At 50.4% G+C, this 19,662-nt stretch carries 14 protein-coding genes; all 14 read left to right on the top strand.

The annotated features are described in order from the left end of the window. The first annotated feature begins 99 nt into the window (after positions 1-99). The 14 genes from scfB (at position 100) to DWX00_RS10315 (ending at position 19,657) form a co-directional block, all read left to right on the top strand. A complete protein-coding gene (gene scfB / locus DWX00_RS10250) occupies positions 100-1,458 on the top strand; it encodes a thioether cross-link-forming SCIFF peptide maturase (RefSeq protein ID WP_117509255.1) in 1,359 nt (452 codons plus the stop codon). Positions 1,459-1,482: 24 nt separating this feature from the next. Beyond that, entirely contained in the window at positions 1,483-3,762 is a 2,280-nt protein-coding gene (secD, locus tag DWX00_RS10255) for a protein translocase subunit SecD (RefSeq protein WP_118595192.1), read from the top strand. 79 nt (positions 3,763-3,841) lie between these two features. Beyond that, on the top strand, positions 3,842-5,566 hold the full coding sequence (recJ, locus tag DWX00_RS10260; RefSeq protein ID WP_117509254.1) for a single-stranded-DNA-specific exonuclease RecJ: 1,725 nt from the start codon (positions 3,842-3,844) through the stop codon (positions 5,564-5,566). Positions 5,567-5,697: 131 nt separating this feature from the next. Then, complete coding sequence (locus tag DWX00_RS10265; protein ID WP_117509253.1) at positions 5,698-6,222, top strand: adenine phosphoribosyltransferase; 525 nt, start codon at positions 5,698-5,700, stop codon at positions 6,220-6,222. 47 nt (positions 6,223-6,269) lie between these two features. After that, positions 6,270-8,567 (top strand): RelA/SpoT family protein, encoded by a 2,298-nt coding sequence (locus DWX00_RS10270; protein WP_022461136.1) that lies wholly within the window; start codon positions 6,270-6,272, stop codon positions 8,565-8,567. A gap of 15 nt (positions 8,568-8,582) precedes the next feature. Further along, positions 8,583-9,206, top strand: coding sequence for an MBL fold metallo-hydrolase (locus DWX00_RS10275; RefSeq protein ID WP_243037998.1), 624 nt, complete (start codon positions 8,583-8,585; stop codon positions 9,204-9,206). Beyond that, positions 9,178-10,677: a coproporphyrinogen dehydrogenase HemZ gene (hemZ, locus tag DWX00_RS10280; RefSeq protein WP_118595165.1), complete on the top strand. Its 1,500-nt coding sequence runs from the start codon at positions 9,178-9,180 to the stop codon at positions 10,675-10,677. Before DWX00_RS10275 ends, hemZ begins: the two co-directional genes overlap by 29 nt. Then, entirely contained in the window at positions 10,674-11,354 is a 681-nt protein-coding gene (locus tag DWX00_RS10285) for an HD-GYP domain-containing protein (protein ID WP_070103204.1), read from the top strand. The genes hemZ and DWX00_RS10285 overlap by 4 nt, the downstream gene beginning before the upstream one ends. Continuing rightward, positions 11,287-12,543: a histidine--tRNA ligase gene (gene hisS, locus DWX00_RS10290; RefSeq protein ID WP_055227609.1), complete on the top strand. Its 1,257-nt coding sequence runs from the start codon at positions 11,287-11,289 to the stop codon at positions 12,541-12,543. Before DWX00_RS10285 ends, hisS begins: the two co-directional genes overlap by 68 nt. Positions 12,544-12,635: 92 nt before the next feature. Beyond that, positions 12,636-14,444, top strand: coding sequence for an aspartate--tRNA ligase (gene aspS, locus DWX00_RS10295; RefSeq protein WP_055227607.1), 1,809 nt, complete (start codon positions 12,636-12,638; stop codon positions 14,442-14,444). A 223-nt stretch (positions 14,445-14,667) separates the two neighbouring features. Then, positions 14,668-14,931: a hypothetical protein gene (locus DWX00_RS10300; protein ID WP_022461142.1), complete on the top strand. Its 264-nt coding sequence runs from the start codon at positions 14,668-14,670 to the stop codon at positions 14,929-14,931. Between the two features lie 222 nt (positions 14,932-15,153). Then, the gene (locus DWX00_RS10305; RefSeq protein ID WP_118595166.1) at positions 15,154-16,584 is read left to right on the top strand and encodes an efflux RND transporter periplasmic adaptor subunit; all 1,431 of its coding nucleotides are present in this window, start codon (positions 15,154-15,156) and stop codon (positions 16,582-16,584) included. Then, on the top strand, positions 16,581-17,264 hold the full coding sequence (locus DWX00_RS10310; RefSeq protein ID WP_022461144.1) for an ABC transporter ATP-binding protein: 684 nt from the start codon (positions 16,581-16,583) through the stop codon (positions 17,262-17,264). Before DWX00_RS10305 ends, DWX00_RS10310 begins: the two co-directional genes overlap by 4 nt. After that, a complete protein-coding gene (locus tag DWX00_RS10315) occupies positions 17,261-19,657 on the top strand; it encodes an efflux RND transporter periplasmic adaptor subunit (RefSeq protein ID WP_117760812.1) in 2,397 nt (798 codons plus the stop codon). The genes DWX00_RS10310 and DWX00_RS10315 overlap by 4 nt, the downstream gene beginning before the upstream one ends. Positions 19,658-19,662 lie beyond the last annotated feature (5 nt).

Below are 19,662 nucleotides of genomic sequence, written 5' to 3' on the forward strand. Positions count from 1 at the left end.
GAGTAAAAGGTGTTCCCAGAACCGGTTTCGCCGGATTTGGGAACATTCTTTTTGCCAGGCACATCAAAAAAAGAGAGAGTTATAGAAAGGAATACCACAGTGATACATTTATATAAAAGCAATGGCTTCAACATGGTGCTGGACGTCAACAGCGGCTCCGTCCATGTTGTGGATGACTGCGTATACGATGTCCTTTCCTGCATGAACGAAGGAAAAAATGCAGAAGAGGCAGCAGAGGCGCTTAGCAGTAAATATGCCGAGCAGGACATCACCGAAGCCAGAGAAGAAATTCAGGAACTTACAGACAACGGCATGCTCTTTACAAAAGACATTTACGAAAACGCAATTGATCAGTTTTCCAACCGTCCGACCGTCGTAAAAGCACTCTGCCTCCACATTGCACACGACTGCAACCTTGCCTGTCGTTACTGCTTCGCAGAAGAGGGCGAGTATCACGGAAGACGTGCACTGATGTCCCTGGAAGTCGGCAAAAAAGCGCTTGATTTCCTGATCGCAAACTCCGGCAGCAGAAGAAACCTCGAGGTAGATTTCTTCGGCGGTGAACCGCTGATGAACTGGGATGTTGTAAAACAGCTCGTAGCCTACGGAAGGGAACAGGAGAAGTTACATAACAAGAACTTCCGTTTCACCCTGACCACCAACGGTGTTCTCTTAAACGACGAGGTCATGGAGTTCTGCAATAAAGAGATGGGCAACGTCGTATTAAGTATCGACGGAAGAAAAGAAGTTCACGATCACATGCGTCCGTTCCGCAAAGGTGCCGGAAGCTACGATCTGATCGTGCCGAAATTCCAGAAATTCGCTGAGCTTCGTCATCAGGATAAATACTATGTGCGCGGAACCTTCACGCATTACAACACAGACTTTGCAGCTGATGTTCTCCATCTGGCAGACCTCGGCTTCAAGCAGATCTCGGTTGAGCCTGTTGTAGCGCCTCCGACCGAGGACTATGCGATCCGTGAGGAAGACCTTCCGGTGATCTTCGAACAGTACGACATTCTGGCAAGAGAGATGATCAAGAGAGAAAAAGAAGGAAGAGGCTTCAATTTCTTCCACTTTATGATCGATCTGACCGGCGGACCATGTGTTTATAAACGTCTTTCCGGCTGCGGTTCCGGAACCGAGTACCTTGCGGTAACACCGTGGGGCGATTTCTATCCGTGCCACCAGTTCGTAGGACAGGAAGATTTCTGCCTCGGAAATGTTTACGAAGGCGTGAAAAAGACAGAAACTGTCAACGAATTCAAAAAATGCAACGTTTATTCCAAGAAGGAGTGCAGCCAGTGCTTTGCACGGTTCTACTGCAGCGGCGGATGCGCGGCAAACTCCTACAATTTCACAGGTAAGATCAACGATGTTTACGAGATCGGATGCAAGATGCAGCAGAAACGGATCGAGTGTGCATTGATGATAAAGGCAGCTCTGGCCGAAGATTAAAGAAAAGAGGAAAATCGCGACATGATGAAGAAGAAACAGAGTATCATCGCACTCGTCCTGGCAGCCATTGTAACAGTGCTTCTTGGATGGACGATGATCAAAGGATGGGGTCCTACCGGAACCGGTTCGATGAAGAACATCAACCTGGGTCTGGATCTGTCCGGCGGTGTCAGCATTACCTATCAGGCCGTAAAGGACAACCCGACAGACGAAGAAATGTCAGATACCCGCTACAAGCTGGAACAGCGTGCGCAGCAGTACAGCGAAGAGGCACAGGTATATCTGCAGGGCGACAACCGTATCACCATTGAAATCCCGGGTGCAACCGATGCAACCACCATTCTGGAAGAGATGGGTAAACCGGGAAGCCTGTATTTCATCAAACAGACCAACGATGACGGAACAGAAAACTACACCTACGACAGCACGACCGGCGAGTACGTTCTGAACGGAAAAACTATCGAAGAGCTCGAGGAGGACGGCTCCGTCGTTCTGACCGGTAAAGATGTGGAGAGCGCAGAAGCCATGCATCAGCAGAACTCCACCACAAAAGCAACCGAGAGCGTCGTTCAGCTGAAAATGACCGACGAAGGAAAACAGAAATTTGCAGACGCAACCCAGGAAGCCTACAGCGCAGGAAAGAGCATCGGTATCTACTATGATGAAAAATTCGTCAGTGTACCGAGTGTAAACGCTGTGATTTCCGATGGTACTGCAGTCATCTCCGGCGGAAACATGGACTGGGATGAAGCAACCAGCCTGGCATCCACCCTCCGTATCGGTTCCCTTTCCCTGAAACTTGAGGAGATCAACTCCAGCGTCGTTGGAGCACAGCTTGGATCTGCAGCTGTTTCCACCAGCGTAAAAGCGGGAGCGATCGGCATTGTACTGATTATCCTTTTCCTTGCAATCGTATATCGCCTGCCTGGTATTGCTGCCGGATGGGCACTGCTCATCTATGTTGAGCTGAATCTGATTGCTTTAAATGCATTTGACCTGACATTGACCCTGCCTGGTATCGCAGGTGTTATCCTGTCGATCGGTATGGCGGTCGATGCGAACGTTATCATCTACGCCCGTATCGAGGAGGAGATCGGTGCCGGAAAGACGGTTCATGCGGCAATCCGCGACGGATTCAAGAAGGCAGCTTCTGCCATCCTGGACGGAAACGTGACGACCCTGATTGCAGCAGCTGTTCTGTATGCGCTTGCGAGCGGAAGTGTCCGCGGATTCGCCATGACACTTGCTCTTGGTATTGTTCTTTCCATGTTCAGCGCCATGGTTGTTTCCAGACTGCTGGTCAACAGCCTGTACGGTATGGGACTGAAGGATGCGAAATACTACGGAACCAAGAAAGAGCGCAAGGGATTTCCATTTGTGGAAAAGAGAAAGATCTTCTTCACGATCTCCTGCATTCTGCTGCTTGCCGTTCCGGCCAGCATGATTTTCATGCATCAGACAAAGGGAAGCGCACTGAACTTCGGCCTTGACTTCAAGGGCGGTACTTCCATCAACGTTCCGTTCAACGAGGATTACTCCATCGAAGAGCTGGACAAAGAGGTAGAGCCGGTTGTGGAAGGCGTGACAAAAGATTCCAATATTCAGATGACAAAGGTTGTCGGAGGCAACAATGTCATCATCAAAACACGTTCTCTGACTCTGGAAGAGCGTGAGCAGGTTTACCAGGCAATGGCAGACAATTTCGGTGTCGATACTTCTGAAATCACTTTCGACAACATTTCTTCTACTGTAAGTAAAGAAATGAGCCAGAATGCGATGAAAGCAGTTATCATCGCTGTAGTCTGCATGCTGCTGTACATCTGGATCCGTTTCCGCGACATCCGTTTCGCATCGAGTGCCATCCTTGCACTGATGCACGATATCGCCATTGTATTCGGATTCTATGTGGTATCCCGTATTTCGGTCGGCAGCACCTTTATCGCGTGTATGCTGACGATCCTCGGCTATTCCATCAACAGTACGATCGTCATCTTCGACCGTATCCGTGAGAATCTGCCGGAGTTAAAGAGAGAGCCGATCGAGTCCCTGGTTGACCGCTGCATCACGGACACCCTGACCCGAAGCATTTACAGTTCCCTCACCACCTTTATCACCATCTTTGTTCTGTTCGTGATGGGAGTTTCTTCCATCCGCGACTTTGCAGCACCTCTGATGGTTGGTATCGTATGCGGAGCTTACACTTCTGTCTGCATCACAGGTGCCCTGTGGTATGTGATGAAGCACGTTGGAAAAAACAAATATGTGCCGTCCAAAGCAGTACAGAATAAGACAAAAAATAAATAAAAGCAGCAAAAACCATAAAAAGAGAAACGCCGGACCGGAAAAGTCCGGCGTTTCCTGCTAACAGGAAAGAGGAGAACATATGAAGAAAGAACGCTGGGTAGTTTCGGCAAAACGCGCTGATTTCCAGGCAATTGCGGACCGGTTCGGCATCGATCCCGTCATCGCCCGCCTGATCCGGAACCGGGATGTGACCGGGGAGAAAGAGATCGAAGAGTATCTCTTCGGTGATCTGGAGCAGCTCCACGATCCGCTGCTGATGAAGGATATGGAGCGCGCGGCAGATCTGATCGCAGAAAAAATCCGGGAGAAAAAGCCGATCCGCATCATCGGGGACTACGACATCGACGGTGTTACGGCAACGTATATTCTGCTGACCGGATTAAAAGATCTCGGTGCCGATGCGGATGTGCGTATCCCGGACCGGATTGCAGACGGATACGGCTTAAATGAGCATCTTGTGCAGTTTGCCGCGGATGAGGGGCGGGACACGATCGTCACCTGTGACAACGGCATCGCGGCGGGCAGTCAGATCCGTCTGGCAAAAGAACTTGGCATGACGGTTGTTGTGACGGACCACCACGAGGTTCCGTTTGAGGAGGATGAAAACGGAGAACGCCGCTACATCCTGCCGCCGGCGGACGCGGTTGTCAATCCGAAACAGAAAGACTGTTCCTATCCGTTTCCGGGCCTCTGCGGTGCGGCCGTCGCATGGAAACTGATCCAGACGATGGAGGCAAAAGCAGGTATTCCAAAGGAGCACAGCTTCCGCTTTCTGGAATTTGTCGCCATTGCGACGATCGGTGATGTGATGGATCTGCAGGGAGAAAACCGGATTTTTGTAAAAGCCGGCCTTCGGGCGCTCCATAAAACGCAGAACCTCGGCCTGCAGGAGCTGATCCGTGTGCAGGGCATCGAGGCGGAAAACGTGACACCGTATCACATCGGCTTCGTTCTCGGCCCGTGCATCAACGCATCGGGACGGCTTGACACGGCGGAGCATTCGTTAAAACTGCTCTGCGCAAAGACACGTGAGGAGGCCGCAAAGCTTGCCGGGGACTTGAAAGACCTGAATGAAAGCCGCAAAGAGCTGACGCGCCAGGGTGAGGCGAAAGCAATCGAGCTCGTGGAAACCTCCCCGCTGCAGAACGACAAAGTCCTCGTCGTCTATCTGCCGGACTGCCACGAGAGCCTTGCCGGAATCATCGCAGGTCGCCTGCGGGAGCACTTCCACAAACCATCCTTCGTACTCACCAGAAGTGAGGAGGGCGTCAAGGGCTCCGGCCGCTCGATCGAAGCGTATTCGATGTATGAGGAGCTCTGCAAATGCAAAGAACTGATGACGAAATTCGGCGGCCACCCGATGGCTGCGGGCCTTTCCCTCGCAGGAGAGGAGATGATCGAACCGTTCCGCCGGGCACTGAACGATAATTCCACGCTGACGGAAGAGGATTTCGTCGAAAAAGTTGTGATCGATGTGCCGATGCCGATCACCTACATCACCAAAAATCTGATCCGCCAGTTAAGTCTCTTGGAGCCGTTCGGAAAAGGCAACACGAAACCGCTGTTCGCACAGAAAGGACTGACTGTATTAAATTACCGCATTTTTGGAAAGAATAGAAACGTGGTGAAAGTACAGCTTGCCGATGCGGGCGGATACCAGATGGATGGTGTCTATTTCGGCGAGGGAGAAGCGTTCGCCGCATACGTGGATGCACATCCGACCCTCTCGGTAGCGTACTATCCGTCGATCGATACGTGGAACGGACGCGACAAATTACAGATCAATATCCAGAGTTATTTTTAAAGATGCAGAAAAGCCGCAAATACCTGATTTTTCTGCCCTGTTTTCTATCGGAAACAAAATTGACGCAGAAGAATATTGATGCTATACTGTAAGGTGAATTGTCAAACCTTGACGAAACGGAGGAATATTTTATGAAAAAAGTAGAGGATTACGTAAGAAGTATTCCGGATTTCCCGGAACCGGGTATTATTTTCAGAGATGTAACGAGTATCCTGCAGGACGCAGACGGACTGCAGCTTGCCATAGATGAGATGCAGCATTTTGTAGAAGAAGTAGACTGTGACGTAATCTGCGGAACCGAGTCCCGCGGCTTCATTTTCGGTATGCCGATTGCTTACAATCTGCACAAACCGTTCGTGCCGATCCGTAAAAAAGGAAAACTTCCTCTGGAGACCATCGAGGAGAGCTATGACCTAGAGTACGGCAGCGCAACGATCGAGATGCACAAAGACTCCATCAAACCGGGCCAGAAGGTAGTCATCATCGACGACCTGATTGCAACCGGCGGTACCGTGGAGGCTTGTGCAAAAATGATCGAGCGCCTCGGCGGCGAAGTAACCAGAATCGTGTTCCTGATGGAGCTTGCCGGCTTAAAAGGACGCGAAAAACTGGCAAAATATGATGTAAAATCTGTCATCCGTTACGATGGCAAATAACGTATCCAACGAAACGCAGGGGTTAATCATGAGAGCGGAGGATACATATGGAAGAAGAGAAAAGAATCAGTGAAGAAGAATTAAAGAAGGATGTGGCGGCGGCAGAAGCCAGAATCCGCAAGACGGACGATTTTACAAGTCCGGAGGAATTATACGGGGAATTGATCGCTTCTGTGAAAAAATATCATCCATCGGACGATATTTCCCTGATCGAAAAAGCATACCGCGTGGCAGCGGATGCACATAAGGACCAGAAAAGAAAGAGCGGGGAACCGTACATCATCCATCCGCTCTGTGTGGCAATTATCCTGGCAGATCTGGAGCTCGACAAGGAGTCGATCGCGGCAGGCCTTCTGCACGACGTTGTCGAAGATACCGTCATGACCGAAGAAGAGCTGACCGAGGAGTTCGGCCCGGAGGTGTCCCTGATTGTAAGCGGTGTCACGAAGCTGGCACAGCTGAAATATTCTGCGGATAAGGTCGAGGAGCAGGCAGAAAACCTGAGAAAGATGTTCCTTGCGATGGCAAAGGATATCCGTGTTATTCTGGTAAAACTGGCGGACCGTCTGCACAACATGCGGACCGCACAGTACTGGTCGCCGGAGACGCAGAAGAAAAAAGCGCGTGAGACGATGGATATTTATGCCCCGATCGCACAGCGCCTCGGTATTTCCAAGATCAAGGTCGAACTCGATGACCTTTCTCTGAAATATCTGGAGCCGGATGCGTACTATGAACTGGTGCAGAAGGTCAGCATGAAGCGGGAGCAGCGGCAGGAGTTTGTCGATGCGATCGTAAAAGAGGTGACCCGTCATATCCACCAGGCCGGCATTGAGGCAGATGTCAACGGACGAATCAAGCACTTTTTCAGCATCTACAAAAAGATGGTCAACCAGCATAAGACGCTGGATCAGATCTATGACCTCTTTGCGGTCCGCATCATCGTGGAATCCGTCAAAGACTGCTATGCAGCGCTCGGTGTCATCCATGAAATGTACACGCCGATCCCGGGCCGTTTCAAAGATTACATTGCGATGCCGAAGCCAAACCGTTACCAGTCCCTGCATACAACCCTGATCGGACCGAACGGACAGCCGTTTGAGATTCAGATCCGTACTTATGAGATGCACCGGATTGCAGAATACGGTATCGCTGCACACTGGAAATACAAAGAGGCCTCCGACGGCAAGAAACCGGGACCGGAGCAGGAAGAGGAAAAACTGACCTGGCTGCGCCAGATTCTGGAGTGGCAGCAGGACATGGCGGACAACCATGAGTTCATGAACCTCTTAAAGAGCGATCTCGACCTGTTTGCCGACAATGTTTACTGTTTCAGCCCGGCGGGCGATGTCAAAACGCTTCCGGTCGGCTCCTGTGCCATCGACTTTGCTTATTCCGTCCACAGTGCGGTCGGCAACAAGATGGTCGGAGCGAGGGTCAACGGAAAACTCGTGCCGATCGAGACGGAACTTCACAACGGAGACCGCGTCGAGATCATCACCTCGCAGAACTCCAAGGGACCGAGCCGCGACTGGCTGAAAATTGCGAAGAGTTCCCAGGCAAAGAGCCGCATCAACCAGTGGTTCCGCCAGCAGAACAAGACGGACAACATCGTCAAAGGCAAGGAAATGCTCACCAGCTATGCAAAGCTGAAGGGCAAAAATCTTGGAATCTATACAAAACCGATGTACGAAGAGGCTGTCATGAGAAAGTACGGCTTCCGCGACTGGGATTCCGTTCTTGCGGCCATCGGCCACGGCGGCTTAAAAGAGGGCCAGGTCCTCAACAAGCTGATTGAGACGTATGAAAAGCAGCATAAAAAAGAGATCACCGACGAGCAGGTGCTCGAGGCGGCATCCGGAGAGAAAGTTCTGCCGGTTGGAAAGAGCAAGGGCGGCATCGTCGTGCGCGGTATCCACGATGTGGCAGTTCGCTTCTCCAAATGCTGCAATCCGATCCCGGGCGATGAGATCGTGGGCTTTGTCACAAGAGGACGCGGCGTGACCATTCACCGCACCGACTGTGTCAATGTCCTGAATCTGCCGGAATCTGAGCGGGCGCGCCTCATTGATGCTGAATGGCAGGCAGAGGACAACGGCGGCTCTCTCTATACCGTGGAGATCAGCGTTTACGCAAACAACCGTACCGGTCTTCTGGTGGATATCTCCAAGATCTTTACCGAGCGGAAGATCGACCTTGCGGCGATGAACGTGAGAACGAGCAAGCAGGGAACGGCTTCCATCGATGTGACGTTCGACGTGCACAACAACGAAGAGCTGAACAGCATCATCGAGAAGGTGCGCCAGGTGGAGAGCGTGATCGATATTCAGAGATCGAGAGGATAAAAAGGAGAAAAGCGTATGATAAAGGTAAATTACCGGGCACTTGGAATGCTCTCGACAAACTGCTACGTTGTGGAAAATCCGGACAGCCAGAAGGTGCTGATCGTGGACCCGGGCGATTCGCCGCTGGAGATTGAACGCCAGATCGACGAGATCGACGGCGACCCGGAGGCCATTCTGCTGACCCATGGCCATTTCGACCATATGCTGGCAGCGGATGCGTTGCGGAAAAAATACCATATTCCGGTCTATGTCCATGAAAAGGAGCAGCACCTTCTGGGGGATGCAAGGGAAAATCTTTCCGGCCTCTGGAGCGCGCCGTACACGATGCAGGCAGACAAAACGGTAAAAGAGGGCGATATTCTGCATCTGGCGGATTTTAAAATCCATGTGCTTGCAACACCAGGCCATACGGCAGGAGGCGTCTGCTATTATATTCCGGCAGAAAAAGCACTTTTTTCCGGCGATACGCTGTTTTGCGAATCATATGGAAGATACGATTTCCCGACATCCTCCGGAAGAGATCTGATTGCATCGGTCAAACGCCTGTTAAAAGAGCTTCCCGGGGATGTGACTGTGTATCCGGGCCACAACGATGAAACTACGATTGAACATGAAAAGAGGTACAATCCCCTTGCTTAATATCAGCCTTTGTTTTAACAGAAAAGATTTTGAATACGATGTGTATTCCCTGATCAAGGCATTCTATCCCGGCTGCGAGATCACCTCGTGGTACGAAGAGGATGGGGCGCCGGACGGGGAATTTGCATATTATGATAAGATCCTGTACGCGGCAGACCAGATCTGCTTTTCCATAGAAAATGAGAAGCACGAAGAGCTTTCTGCCGCGTGTGAGGCGGTGGAATATGAAAAAGACCGCCACGAAACGAAAAATGTCCTGAAACGGATGGTCTATCGCACGCTCTCGAAAGTGAGCGGAAAAGAACTTCCGTGGGGCGATCTCACCGGCATCCGTCCGACGAAAATTCCGATGAAGATGCTTGAAGAGGGTAAAAAAAATGTAGAGATTGCGAAATACATGCGCGAAACTTACTACACCAGCCCGGAAAAGACGGCACTTGCGATCACGATTGCCAACCGGGAAAAGGACATTTTAAAGACGATCGACTACGAACACGGTTACAGCCTGTACATCGGCATCCCGTTCTGTCCGAGCATCTGCCTGTACTGTTCCTTCGGCTCCCATGTGTTAAGCCGCTGGGAGCATATGGTAGATCCGTATCTCGATGCACTGATCAAAGAACTGATCTTTATCAGTGAGAACATGAAGGATTACACCCTTGATACGATCTACATCGGAGGCGGTACGCCGACCACGCTGAATGCGGCACAGATGGAGCGCCTGCTCACGAAAGTGACAGAGCTTTTCCCGATGGAGCAGGTGCAGGAGTTCACCGTGGAGGCAGGACGGCCGGATACGATCAATGAGGAGGTCTTAAAAGCCATCCGCAAATTCCCGGTCACCCGTATTTCGATCAATCCACAGACCATGAACCAGGAAACGCTGGATCTGATCGGACGCCACCATACCGTGGAGGAGATCGAGGAGAAGTTCCGTATGGCGCGTTCCCTTGGATTTGACAACATCAACATGGATCTGATCGTCGGTCTGCCGGGCGAGGACAAGGAAAAAGTGGCGCATACGTTGGAAAAAGTGGAAGCGCTGAATCCGGATTCCCTGACCGTCCATTCCCTTGCGTTAAAGCGTGCAACGAGACTCAACCTGTTCAAAGACAAATATCAGGAAATCTCGTTTGAAAACTCTGCCGAGATCATGAAAATGACGATGGACAGCGCACACCGCATGGAGATGGGACCGTATTACATGTACCGCCAGAAAAATATGGCGGGTAACTTTGAGAATGTCGGCTACTCCCGCGAAGGAAAAGCAGGTATCTACAACATCCTCATTATGGAGGAAAAACAGTCCATTCTGGCCGCGGGAGCCGGAGCGTCCACGAAATTCGTGTTTGAACACGGAGAGCGCATTGAGCGGGTGGAGAACGTGAAGGATCTGAAAAACTACGTGGAGCGTATCGATGAAATGATCGAGAGAAAACGTATCGGAATGGAGAAGTATCTGCCAAAATGAAAGAAAATTCCAGTCAGCAGCTTCACATGCTGCGCTATACCCTGACCGAGCAGCTCATCCATGGCATGGAAGTGAGCAATTTAGCTTACGATCTTGCGCGGGAACTTGGGTATGAGAAAGAAATCTGCTATGAGCTTGCAAAAGCGGGCGTTCTCCACGATATCGGAAAGATTGTACTGGAGAATTACGTAGAAGAACAGGATACACTCGTCGTCGAGGAGATGCGCTTTGTGCGGACCCATTCCACACTGGGCTATGAACTCCTGCAGGGACGCGGCTACTCCGATTTTGTGCTGGAGAGTATTCTGTATCACCATGAAAATTATGACGGAACCGGGTATCCGGCCAATCTGGCGGGAGAAAAGATTCCGTTTGGGGCGCGTATCTTACGCATCTGTGATGTGTACTGCGCGCTGACCTCCGACCGCCCGTACCGGAGTGCGTTTACGCGGAAACAGGCGATGGAGCTTATGACAGAAGAAGTCAAAAATTTCGATCTGAAAATGTTCCTGGCATTTCAGAGAGTGATCCACAGCGGCAGCCGGAAAGCGATCGAGCTTTCTGATGTCGATGAATTGATCCGGGAAATCATAAAGGAGAAAACAGAAAATGGCATTAAAAAAGAAACCGGTTACCGGAATGAAAGATATTTTACCGAAAGAAATGGCAATCCGTGACTATGTGATCCGTCTGATCAAGGAAACTTACGGAACCTTCGGCTTTACCTCCATGGAGACCCCATGCGTGGAGCACATCGAAAACCTGAACAGCAAACAGGGCGGCGAGAATGAGAAACTGATTTTCAAGATCTTAAAAAGAGGAGAGAAGCTGAAACTCGAGACCGCTGAGAAAGAAAACGATCTCGTAGACAGCGGCCTGCGTTATGACCTGACCGTTCCGCTCTGCCGTTACTATTCCAACAACGCAAACGAGCTTCCGTCCCCGTTCAAAGCACTTCAGATGGGAAATGTATGGCGTGCAGACCGTCCGCAGAGAGGAAGATACCGCCAGTTCATGCAGTGCGATATCGATATCCTCGGCGAGCCGACCAACCTTGCAGAGATTGAGCTGATCCTTGCTACCACCACACTGCTTGGAAAACTGGACTTCAAGAACTTTACGATCCGTATCAATGACCGCCGCATCTTAAAAGCAATGGCAGCCTACAGCGGATTCCCGGAGGAGTCCTATGACACCGTATTTATTATCCTCGATAAGATGGATAAAATCGGTTTTGAGGGCGTTGCCAAAGAGCTCGAGGAAGCCGGCTTTGCAAAAGAGTCCGTAGAGAAATACCTGAAAATGTTCGAGGAGATCACCCCGGATACCGCAGGCGTAGAGTATTGCCGTGAGAAACTCGAGGGATTCCTTGACAAAGAGTACGCAGACGGCCTGAAGACCATCATCGACAGTGTCAATGCCGTGAAGACCGCAGAATTCAAGATCGCTTTCGATCCGACTCTGGTGCGCGGAATGTCCTACTACACAGGACCGATCTTCGAGATCGCTATGGATGAGTACGGCGGATCTGTCGGAGGCGGCGGACGCTACGATGAAATGATCGGAAAATTCACCGGAAACCAGACCTGCGCATGCGGATTCTCCATCGGATTTGAGCGTATCGTTATGCTGCTGCTCGAGAGAGATTACCAGATTCCGGGTGCTCAGAAGAAAAAAGCATATCTGATTGAGAAAAACATGCCGGCAGAAGGAATGCAGAAGATCATTCAGCAGGCGACAAAAGAGAGAAGTGAAGGCACGGCCATCAACATCGCCGTGATGAAGAAGAACAAGAAATTCCAGAAAGAGCAGCTTGCCAGCGAGGGCTACACTGAGATCGAAGAATTTTTTGTTGACAAAATGTAAGGAATATCCAATAATAGTAATCGCATGAAAAAACGATGTGCTGCGGATGCAGATTCTTTGTGTCCGCAGTTCCAAATAGGAGGAACAAGAAAATGGCTGAATCCATGAAAGGCCTGAAGAGAACCTGCCGCTGTGCGGAAGTCACAAAAGCAGATATCGGAAAAAAAGTAACCCTGATGGGCTGGGTACAGAAGAGCCGTAATAAAGGCGGAATTATTTTCGTCGATCTGCGCGACAGAAGCGGTATTATGCAGATCATCTTTGAGAACGGCCCGATCAGTGAGGAAGGTTTTGAGAAAGCAGCAAAACTGCGCAGCGAGTTCGTCATTGCCGTAGAAGGTGAAGTTATGGCCCGCTCCGGTGCTGTCAATGAAAATCTGGCAACAGGAGAGCTCGAAGTAAAGGCTGAGTCCTTACGCATTCTTTCCGAGGCAGAAACCCCGCCGTTCCCGATCGAGGAGGATTCCAAGACGAGAGAAGAGCTCCGTCTGAAATACCGTTACCTGGATCTGCGCCGCCCGGACATCCAGAGAAACCTGATCATGAGAAGCAAAGTGGCAATGCTCACCCGTGAGTTCATGTCCAAAGAAGGCTTCCTTGAGATCGAAACCCCGATGCTGACGAAATCCACACCGGAAGGCGCCAGAGATTACTTGGTACCGAGCCGTGTTCATCCAGGCAGCTTCTACGCACTGCCGCAGTCTCCGCAGCTGTTCAAACAGCTTCTGATGTGCTCCGGCTATGACCGTTATATCCAGATCGTAAAATGTTTCCGTGACGAGGACCTGCGTGCCGACCGTCAGCCGGAGTTCACCCAGATCGATATGGAGCTTGCTTTCGTTGATGTAGACGATGTTATCGATGTCAATGAGAGACTGCTGGCACACCTGTTCAAAGAGGTGCTCGGCGTTGAGGTACAGCTCCCGATCCAGAGAATGACCTGGAAAGAGGCTATGAACCGTTTCGGTTCCGACAAACCGGACCTGCGTTTCGGTATGGAGCTGGTTGATGTTTCCGAGACCGTAAAAGATACCGAGTTTGTTGTATTTAAGGGCGCGCTTGAAAACGGCGGTTCTGTCCGCGGTATTAACGCAAAGGGACAGGGCGCAATGCCGAGAAAGAAAATCGACAAGCTCGTTGAGTTTGCGAAAGGTTACGGTGCAAAAGGTCTTGCATACATTGCAATCCATGAGGATGGAAGCTGGAAATCTTCCTTCTCCAAATTTATGACAGAGGAGCAGATGGAAGCCCTCATCAAAGCCATGGACGGACAGGCTGGAGACCTTCTTCTCTTCGCAGCAGACCGCAACAAGATTGTTTGGAACGTTCTTGGCGCACTTCGTCTGGAACTGGCAGAGCAGATGGGACTGCTCGACAAGAACGAGTACCGTTTCGTATGGATTACCGAGTTCCCGCTTCTGGAGTGGTCCGATGAGGAGAACCGTTTCACCGCAATGCATCACCCGTTCACCATGCCGATGGACGAGGATCTGCCGCTTCTGGACACCGATCCGGGCGCAGTTCGTGCAAAAGCTTACGATATCGTCCTGAACGGCACTGAGATCGGAGGAGGAAGCGTTCGTATTCACCAGAACGATGTGCAGGAGAAGATGTTTGAGATGCTTGGTTTCACAAAGGAACAGGCACATGAGCGATTTGGTTTCCTTCTGGATGCTTTCAAATACGGAGTTCCGCCTCACGCCGGACTGGCTTACGGACTGGACCGTCTCGTTATGCTGATGGCAAAAGAGGACAGCATCCGCGACGTCATCGCATTCCCGAAGGTAAAAGATGCTTCCTGTCTGATGACCGAGGCTCCGTCACCGGTTGACGCAGTACAGCTGGAAGAGCTTGGTCTTGAGGTTGAGCCGCAGGCTGAGGAAGAGACAATAGAAGAGTAAAGAAAATTTTGTAATTTACAGGACAGACAATTTTGCAGAAGTGCAGCGTTGTCTGTCCTTTTTTAGGTTTCACTCGATCGGTGTAAAGAAAAACTTAAGAAATTCTTCCACGTCTTCCCCGTTGTTTTGCTGGAAAAAAGTGCTACAATATGGTTTGTAAGAAAGATACGGAAACATCCACAGCAAGTGGAACACATAGAGAAAAAGACAAGGAGGGATCACGATGTTAGTTACATTAGTCATGCTGGCAACCTGTTTTGGTCTGCTCTGCGGAATTGGAATTTTATTTGGGATCGTCGGACTGCTGCTGAAATTTGGAGGAAAAGTCCTCGGCGCATGCGCCACTATTCTTCTCCCGATCGGCGTGATCTGGCTTGGATTTAAAATCGTGTTCGCCGTCGTTCCGCTTCTGTTCAAACTGGTCTGTGCAGCGCTGATCTGTTATCTCGTATACCGCATTCTGCGGGAGATGAAACTTGTAGCATAAAAAATAAAATCTAACAGATTCGAAAGAAAACCTGCTTTCCGTCATAAACACGGAGGCAGGTTTTTAATGACAAAAACAAAAATCTATTTTCAGAAAAAGCCAGTATTTGCTAAAAAAAGAGTAAGGAAAAAGTAAGAAAACAAAAAACAAAATGTGATACGATAGAACTAACTTGGGAAAGCAGAAAATTAATTTGTAAAATAGAAAAGTGGGAGGAAGCATATGAAGAAAAAAGTAATCGCGATTGTGTGTGCAGTCGCAGTGCTTGCGGCAGCCGGAGGGGGAGTGACATGGCATTTCCTTGGAAACGGTACAAAAGAGGACGATAACGTCGTCTATGTCAATACTGTAAAAGCCCTGACCAATCTGGGAACCGGAAATGGAATGGAAAACCGCTATGCCGGTGTTGTGGAGTCGGAAAATACCTGGAAGGTAGAGAAAAACAGCGAGAAAAAGGTAAAGGAAGTTTATGTGGAAGTCGGTCAGGAGGTTCAGGTCGGAACACCGCTGTTCTCCTACGATACCGAGAAATTCCAGAGTGACCTCGAGCAGGCGCAGCTGGATCTGGAACGCATAAACAATGAACTTTCAAGTATGAATACCAATATCAACCAGCTTTACAAAGACAAAAAGCAGGCATCAAAAGACCAGCAGGCAAGCATCACACTGGAAATTCAGGAAGCGGAGCTGGATTTAAAGAAAAAAGAATATGAAGGAAAATCAAAACAGGCGGAGATTGATAAATTAAACGATAACATCACCAATGCGACCGTGATCAGCGAAATCGCCGGTGTTGTAAAATCAATCAACAACGATGACAGCAGCGCCGGCGCTTACTCCGGTGACAACTCCGACAATTCCTTCCTGACCGTTCTTGCAACGGGAGATTTCCGTGTAAAAGGCCAGATCAATGAACAGAATATGAGCGACGGTTCGATTACTGAAGGAAGCCAGGTGATCGTGCATTCTCGTGTAGATGAGAATCAGACCTGGACTGGAACTGTGACAAAGATTGATCGGGAAAATGCACGGACAGGAAGCAATAACGTTTACAGCAGTTCAGGAGACGGTATGACGCAGTCAAGCAACTATCCGTTTTATGTGCAGCTCGACGGAACGAACGGCCTGATGCTCGGCCAGCACGTTTACGTAGAGCCGGATATCGGCCAGCAGGAAGTCAAAACAGGAATCTGGCTGTCCGATTACTTTATCAACGATGTCGACAGCAACCCTTACGTCTGGGCCGATGATGGAAACGGCAAACTGGAAAAACGAAGCGTAACGCTGGGAACATACGATGAAAATATGATGGAATATCAGATCACTGATGGTCTCAAAGAGGAGGATGCCATCACCTTCCCGGAGGATGGACTGGAAGAGGGCATGAAGACCGTCGTTAGTACCGATGGTTCGCTGGGACAGAGCAATCCGGCCGGCGGCGAGGATGACGGTATGCTTGACAACGACGATGGAATGGTCGACGACGGTATGACGCAGGATGAAAACGGCATGGTCGACAATACCATGGACGGCGCAGAGTACAGCGGTGAGGAAGATACAACGAACGTGATCGGCGGCGCCGACAATGGTGAGGCAGAACCGGCAGACACACAGGAAGCCGGATCAGCAGATGACGGGGAGGTGCAGCCGTGATTCTGGAATTAGAGAATATCTGTAAAGAATATATGCAGGGCAAAATCCCGGTTCCGGTTCTGAAAAACATCAACTTCTCCATGGAAGAAGGCGAGTACGTTGCGATCATGGGTCCTTCCGGTTCCGGAAAAACAACACTGATGAATATTGTCGGCTGCCTCGACCAGGCGACGAGCGGACGGTTGATCCTCGACGGACAGGACATCAGCAAATGCAGTGACAATCAGATGTCGGACATCCGCCTGCAGAAAATCGGCTTTGTCTTCCAGAACTTCCAACTCCTTGCAAGACAGAGCGCAATGGAAAATGTATGCCTGCCGTTGACGTACGCGGGCGTGCCGAAAAAAGAGAGAAGAGAGCGGGCAGCGATTGCCCTCGAGCGGGTGGGGCTCGGCGACCGTATGAGTTTCAAACCGACCCAGCTCTCCGGCGGACAGAAACAGCGTGTGGCGATTGCAAGAGCGATTGTCAACCATCCGAAAATTCTGCTGGCTGATGAGCCGACCGGAGCACTCGACTCCCATTCCGGCGAGCAGGTCATGGAGCTGTTCCAGAGCCTGAACGACGAGGGCGTCAGCATCTTGATGATTACACATGACGCGGAGATCGCATCGATGGCACAGCGCACCGTGGAGATCCGCGACGGAATGATGAAATCGAAGGAGGTGGCTGAAACATGAAAAAAGGAAAAGCAGCAAAGAAAGCCGCGATTGCAGTTGTGACCGCAGTTGCCGTGGGCGGTGTCAGTGTCGGCGGTTATTACGGCATCCGCCAGGCGCAGAAGACGACCGTAAAAGTGTATCCGGTCAGTGACTTTACGAGTGGTTACTGGGGAGACAGCATGAACATGGAAGGCCAGATCACCTCGACGGCTTCCCAGAACATCTATCTTTCCGACAGCCAGACCATTTCCCAGGTTCTCGTCAAAGAGGGCGATGTGGTAAATGCCGGAGACACGCTGATGACATACGATACCAGCATGATCAAGCTGGATCTGGAAACGCAGCAGTTACAGCTTGCACAGACAAAGCTGAAAATCCAGCAGAGTGAAAAAGAACTGGAAAAGCTGAAAAAGACAAAACCGGTATCGGATACGCCGCTGAATCCGGTGGAGCCGGATTTCCCGGATTTCCCGGATTTTCCAGATGAACCCATCGATCCGGATTTCCCGGACGAACCGATTCCGACCCCAGAACCGGAGCCGACGTACGAGGATGCTGTTCTGTACAGCAGTACGAATAAGCTTGTATTTGGTTCCAAACCATACAAAGGAGAAGGAACGCAGGAAGACCCATACACCTATCTCTGCGCACCGGGAACAGTCCTAACAGGCGGATTCCTGAATCAGATGGCAGGATACGCGGATGAAAAGGGAACGAAAAAAGAAGAGGACAGCGAAGGATACTGGTTTCGCCTGGAGATTCATGAGGAAAACAAAGCCGCAGAGGCGCTGGAAACCGTGTGGGAGCAGGATGGAACGAAGATTGCGAAAGCATACGAGACTTCGTATGAAGCAGTCCTGAGTCTGAAAGAATCCGAATCGGCGGATGCACCGGAAATAAAAATCACCACGCCGCTTGCCAACACAGAGGTGGCAGAGGGCGGCGAGCTGAAGCTGAAAATCGGAATCAATGAGAAGAAAGATACCGAAGAGAAGCCGGATGAGAAAGCCGACGATAAAACGGATGATAGAACCGAGAGTCCGTCCGAGGACGATGTGACACAGCCGGGTGAAGCCGGAAATGGAAGCGGTGAGGCAGACGATTCCACGGAAAACACCGAAACGGATGTCACTTACACATACGTCTGGAAACACAACGGAAAGACAATCGACGGAGATTTTAAGGATACTTACACAAAAGAAAACATCACAAAAGAGGATGCCGGAATCTATACAGTAGAAGTGACAGCGAAAAATGACAAGGGTACTTCCATGGCAGTCAGCACTGCAAATGTGGCGGTAAAAGAAGGAACGATTACCCCGACACCAAGTGTAACTCCGACCCCGAGCGTTACGCCGGGACCGAGTGTAACTCCAGAGCCGACCGTCAGCCCGGAACCAAGTACAACACCGATTCCGACCACAGAGCCGGTTCCAACAGAAACTCCGGTGCCGAGCGAGACCCCAGTTCCGACGGAAACGCCGACGCCGACCGAAGCCCCGGCAGAACCGGAAGCGGAACCGCAGAGCGAAGATGCGCCGGAAGCAGTGCAGACGACAGCAAAAACCGTATTCTACGGTGAAAAAGCATCGGTACAGTCCCTCTTTACATCATCCACAGGAAGCAGCGCAAATAACAATACTTCTTCCGGTGATGATACCCAGATGACCTACACAAAAGATGAATTGAAAAAAGCCATCAGCGAAAAAGAAAGCCAGATCCGTAATCTGAAGCTGGATCAGAAGGAAGAGGAACTCAAAGTCAAAAATACGCAGAAATCCCTGGATTCCCAGACCGTAAAAGCGACGATCAGCGGTGTGGTAAAGAAGGTTGGAAATGCAGAAAACCCGTCCAACGACGGAAGCGCCTTTATCCAGGTCAGTGGAAACGAAGGTCTGTACGTGCGCGGCTACTTAAGCGAGACGTATCTCGATCAGGTAAAAGTCGGCGATGAACTCAACGTGACTTCTTGGTCTTCGGGTGCTTTTGCAGCGGCAACCGTAACCGAGATTTCTCCGTACCCGACAACAAGCTACATGTCGTACAGCGAGACACCAGCCTCCTTCTATCCGTTCACAGCCGTTATCCCGGAAGGCGGAGAAGGTTTTGAAAACGGTGACTGGATCGAGATTGCAATCACTGTCGGAAACGATGTAGAAAACGGCAACGGCCTGTACGTCAGCAAAGAATTCATCCGCGAGGAAAACGGACAGAAATTCGTTTATATCCGGGATGAAAATGATAAATTAAAGAAACAGAATGTGGTAACCGGAAAACTTCTGTGGGGCAGTTATTACGAAGTGAAGAGCGGTCTTTCCGAAGAGGATTACATTGCATTTCCGTACGGCAAAACCGTGGTGGAAGGCGCAGACACGAAGGAATCCAGTTCATCGGATTATTACAACAGTTAAGGAGG

Source organism: Blautia sp. AF17-9LB, assembly GCF_003479185.1.
Taxonomy (GTDB): Bacteria; Bacillota; Clostridia; order Lachnospirales; family Lachnospiraceae; genus Fusicatenibacter; species Fusicatenibacter saccharivorans.

Coding starts and splice junctions, on each gene's coding strand:
- DWX00_RS10315 (WP_117760812.1), top strand. CDS start 17,261: ATGAAAAAAGGAAAAGCAGCAAAGAAAGCCGCGATTGCAGTTGTGACC.
- DWX00_RS10275 (WP_243037998.1), top strand. CDS start 8,583: ATGATAAAGGTAAATTACCGGGCACTTGGAATGCTCTCGACAAACTGC.
- DWX00_RS10300 (WP_022461142.1), top strand. CDS start 14,668: ATGTTAGTTACATTAGTCATGCTGGCAACCTGTTTTGGTCTGCTCTGC.
- DWX00_RS10265 (WP_117509253.1), top strand. CDS start 5,698: ATGAAAAAAGTAGAGGATTACGTAAGAAGTATTCCGGATTTCCCGGAA.
- DWX00_RS10270 (WP_022461136.1), top strand. CDS start 6,270: ATGGAAGAAGAGAAAAGAATCAGTGAAGAAGAATTAAAGAAGGATGTG.
- DWX00_RS10285 (WP_070103204.1), top strand. CDS start 10,674: ATGAAAGAAAATTCCAGTCAGCAGCTTCACATGCTGCGCTATACCCTG.
- secD (WP_118595192.1), top strand. CDS start 1,483: ATGAAGAAGAAACAGAGTATCATCGCACTCGTCCTGGCAGCCATTGTA.
- DWX00_RS10305 (WP_118595166.1), top strand. CDS start 15,154: ATGAAGAAAAAAGTAATCGCGATTGTGTGTGCAGTCGCAGTGCTTGCG.
- recJ (WP_117509254.1), top strand. CDS start 3,842: ATGAAGAAAGAACGCTGGGTAGTTTCGGCAAAACGCGCTGATTTCCAG.
- hisS (WP_055227609.1), top strand. CDS start 11,287: ATGGCATTAAAAAAGAAACCGGTTACCGGAATGAAAGATATTTTACCG.
- hemZ (WP_118595165.1), top strand. CDS start 9,178: ATGAAAAGAGGTACAATCCCCTTGCTTAATATCAGCCTTTGTTTTAAC.
- aspS (WP_055227607.1), top strand. CDS start 12,636: ATGGCTGAATCCATGAAAGGCCTGAAGAGAACCTGCCGCTGTGCGGAA.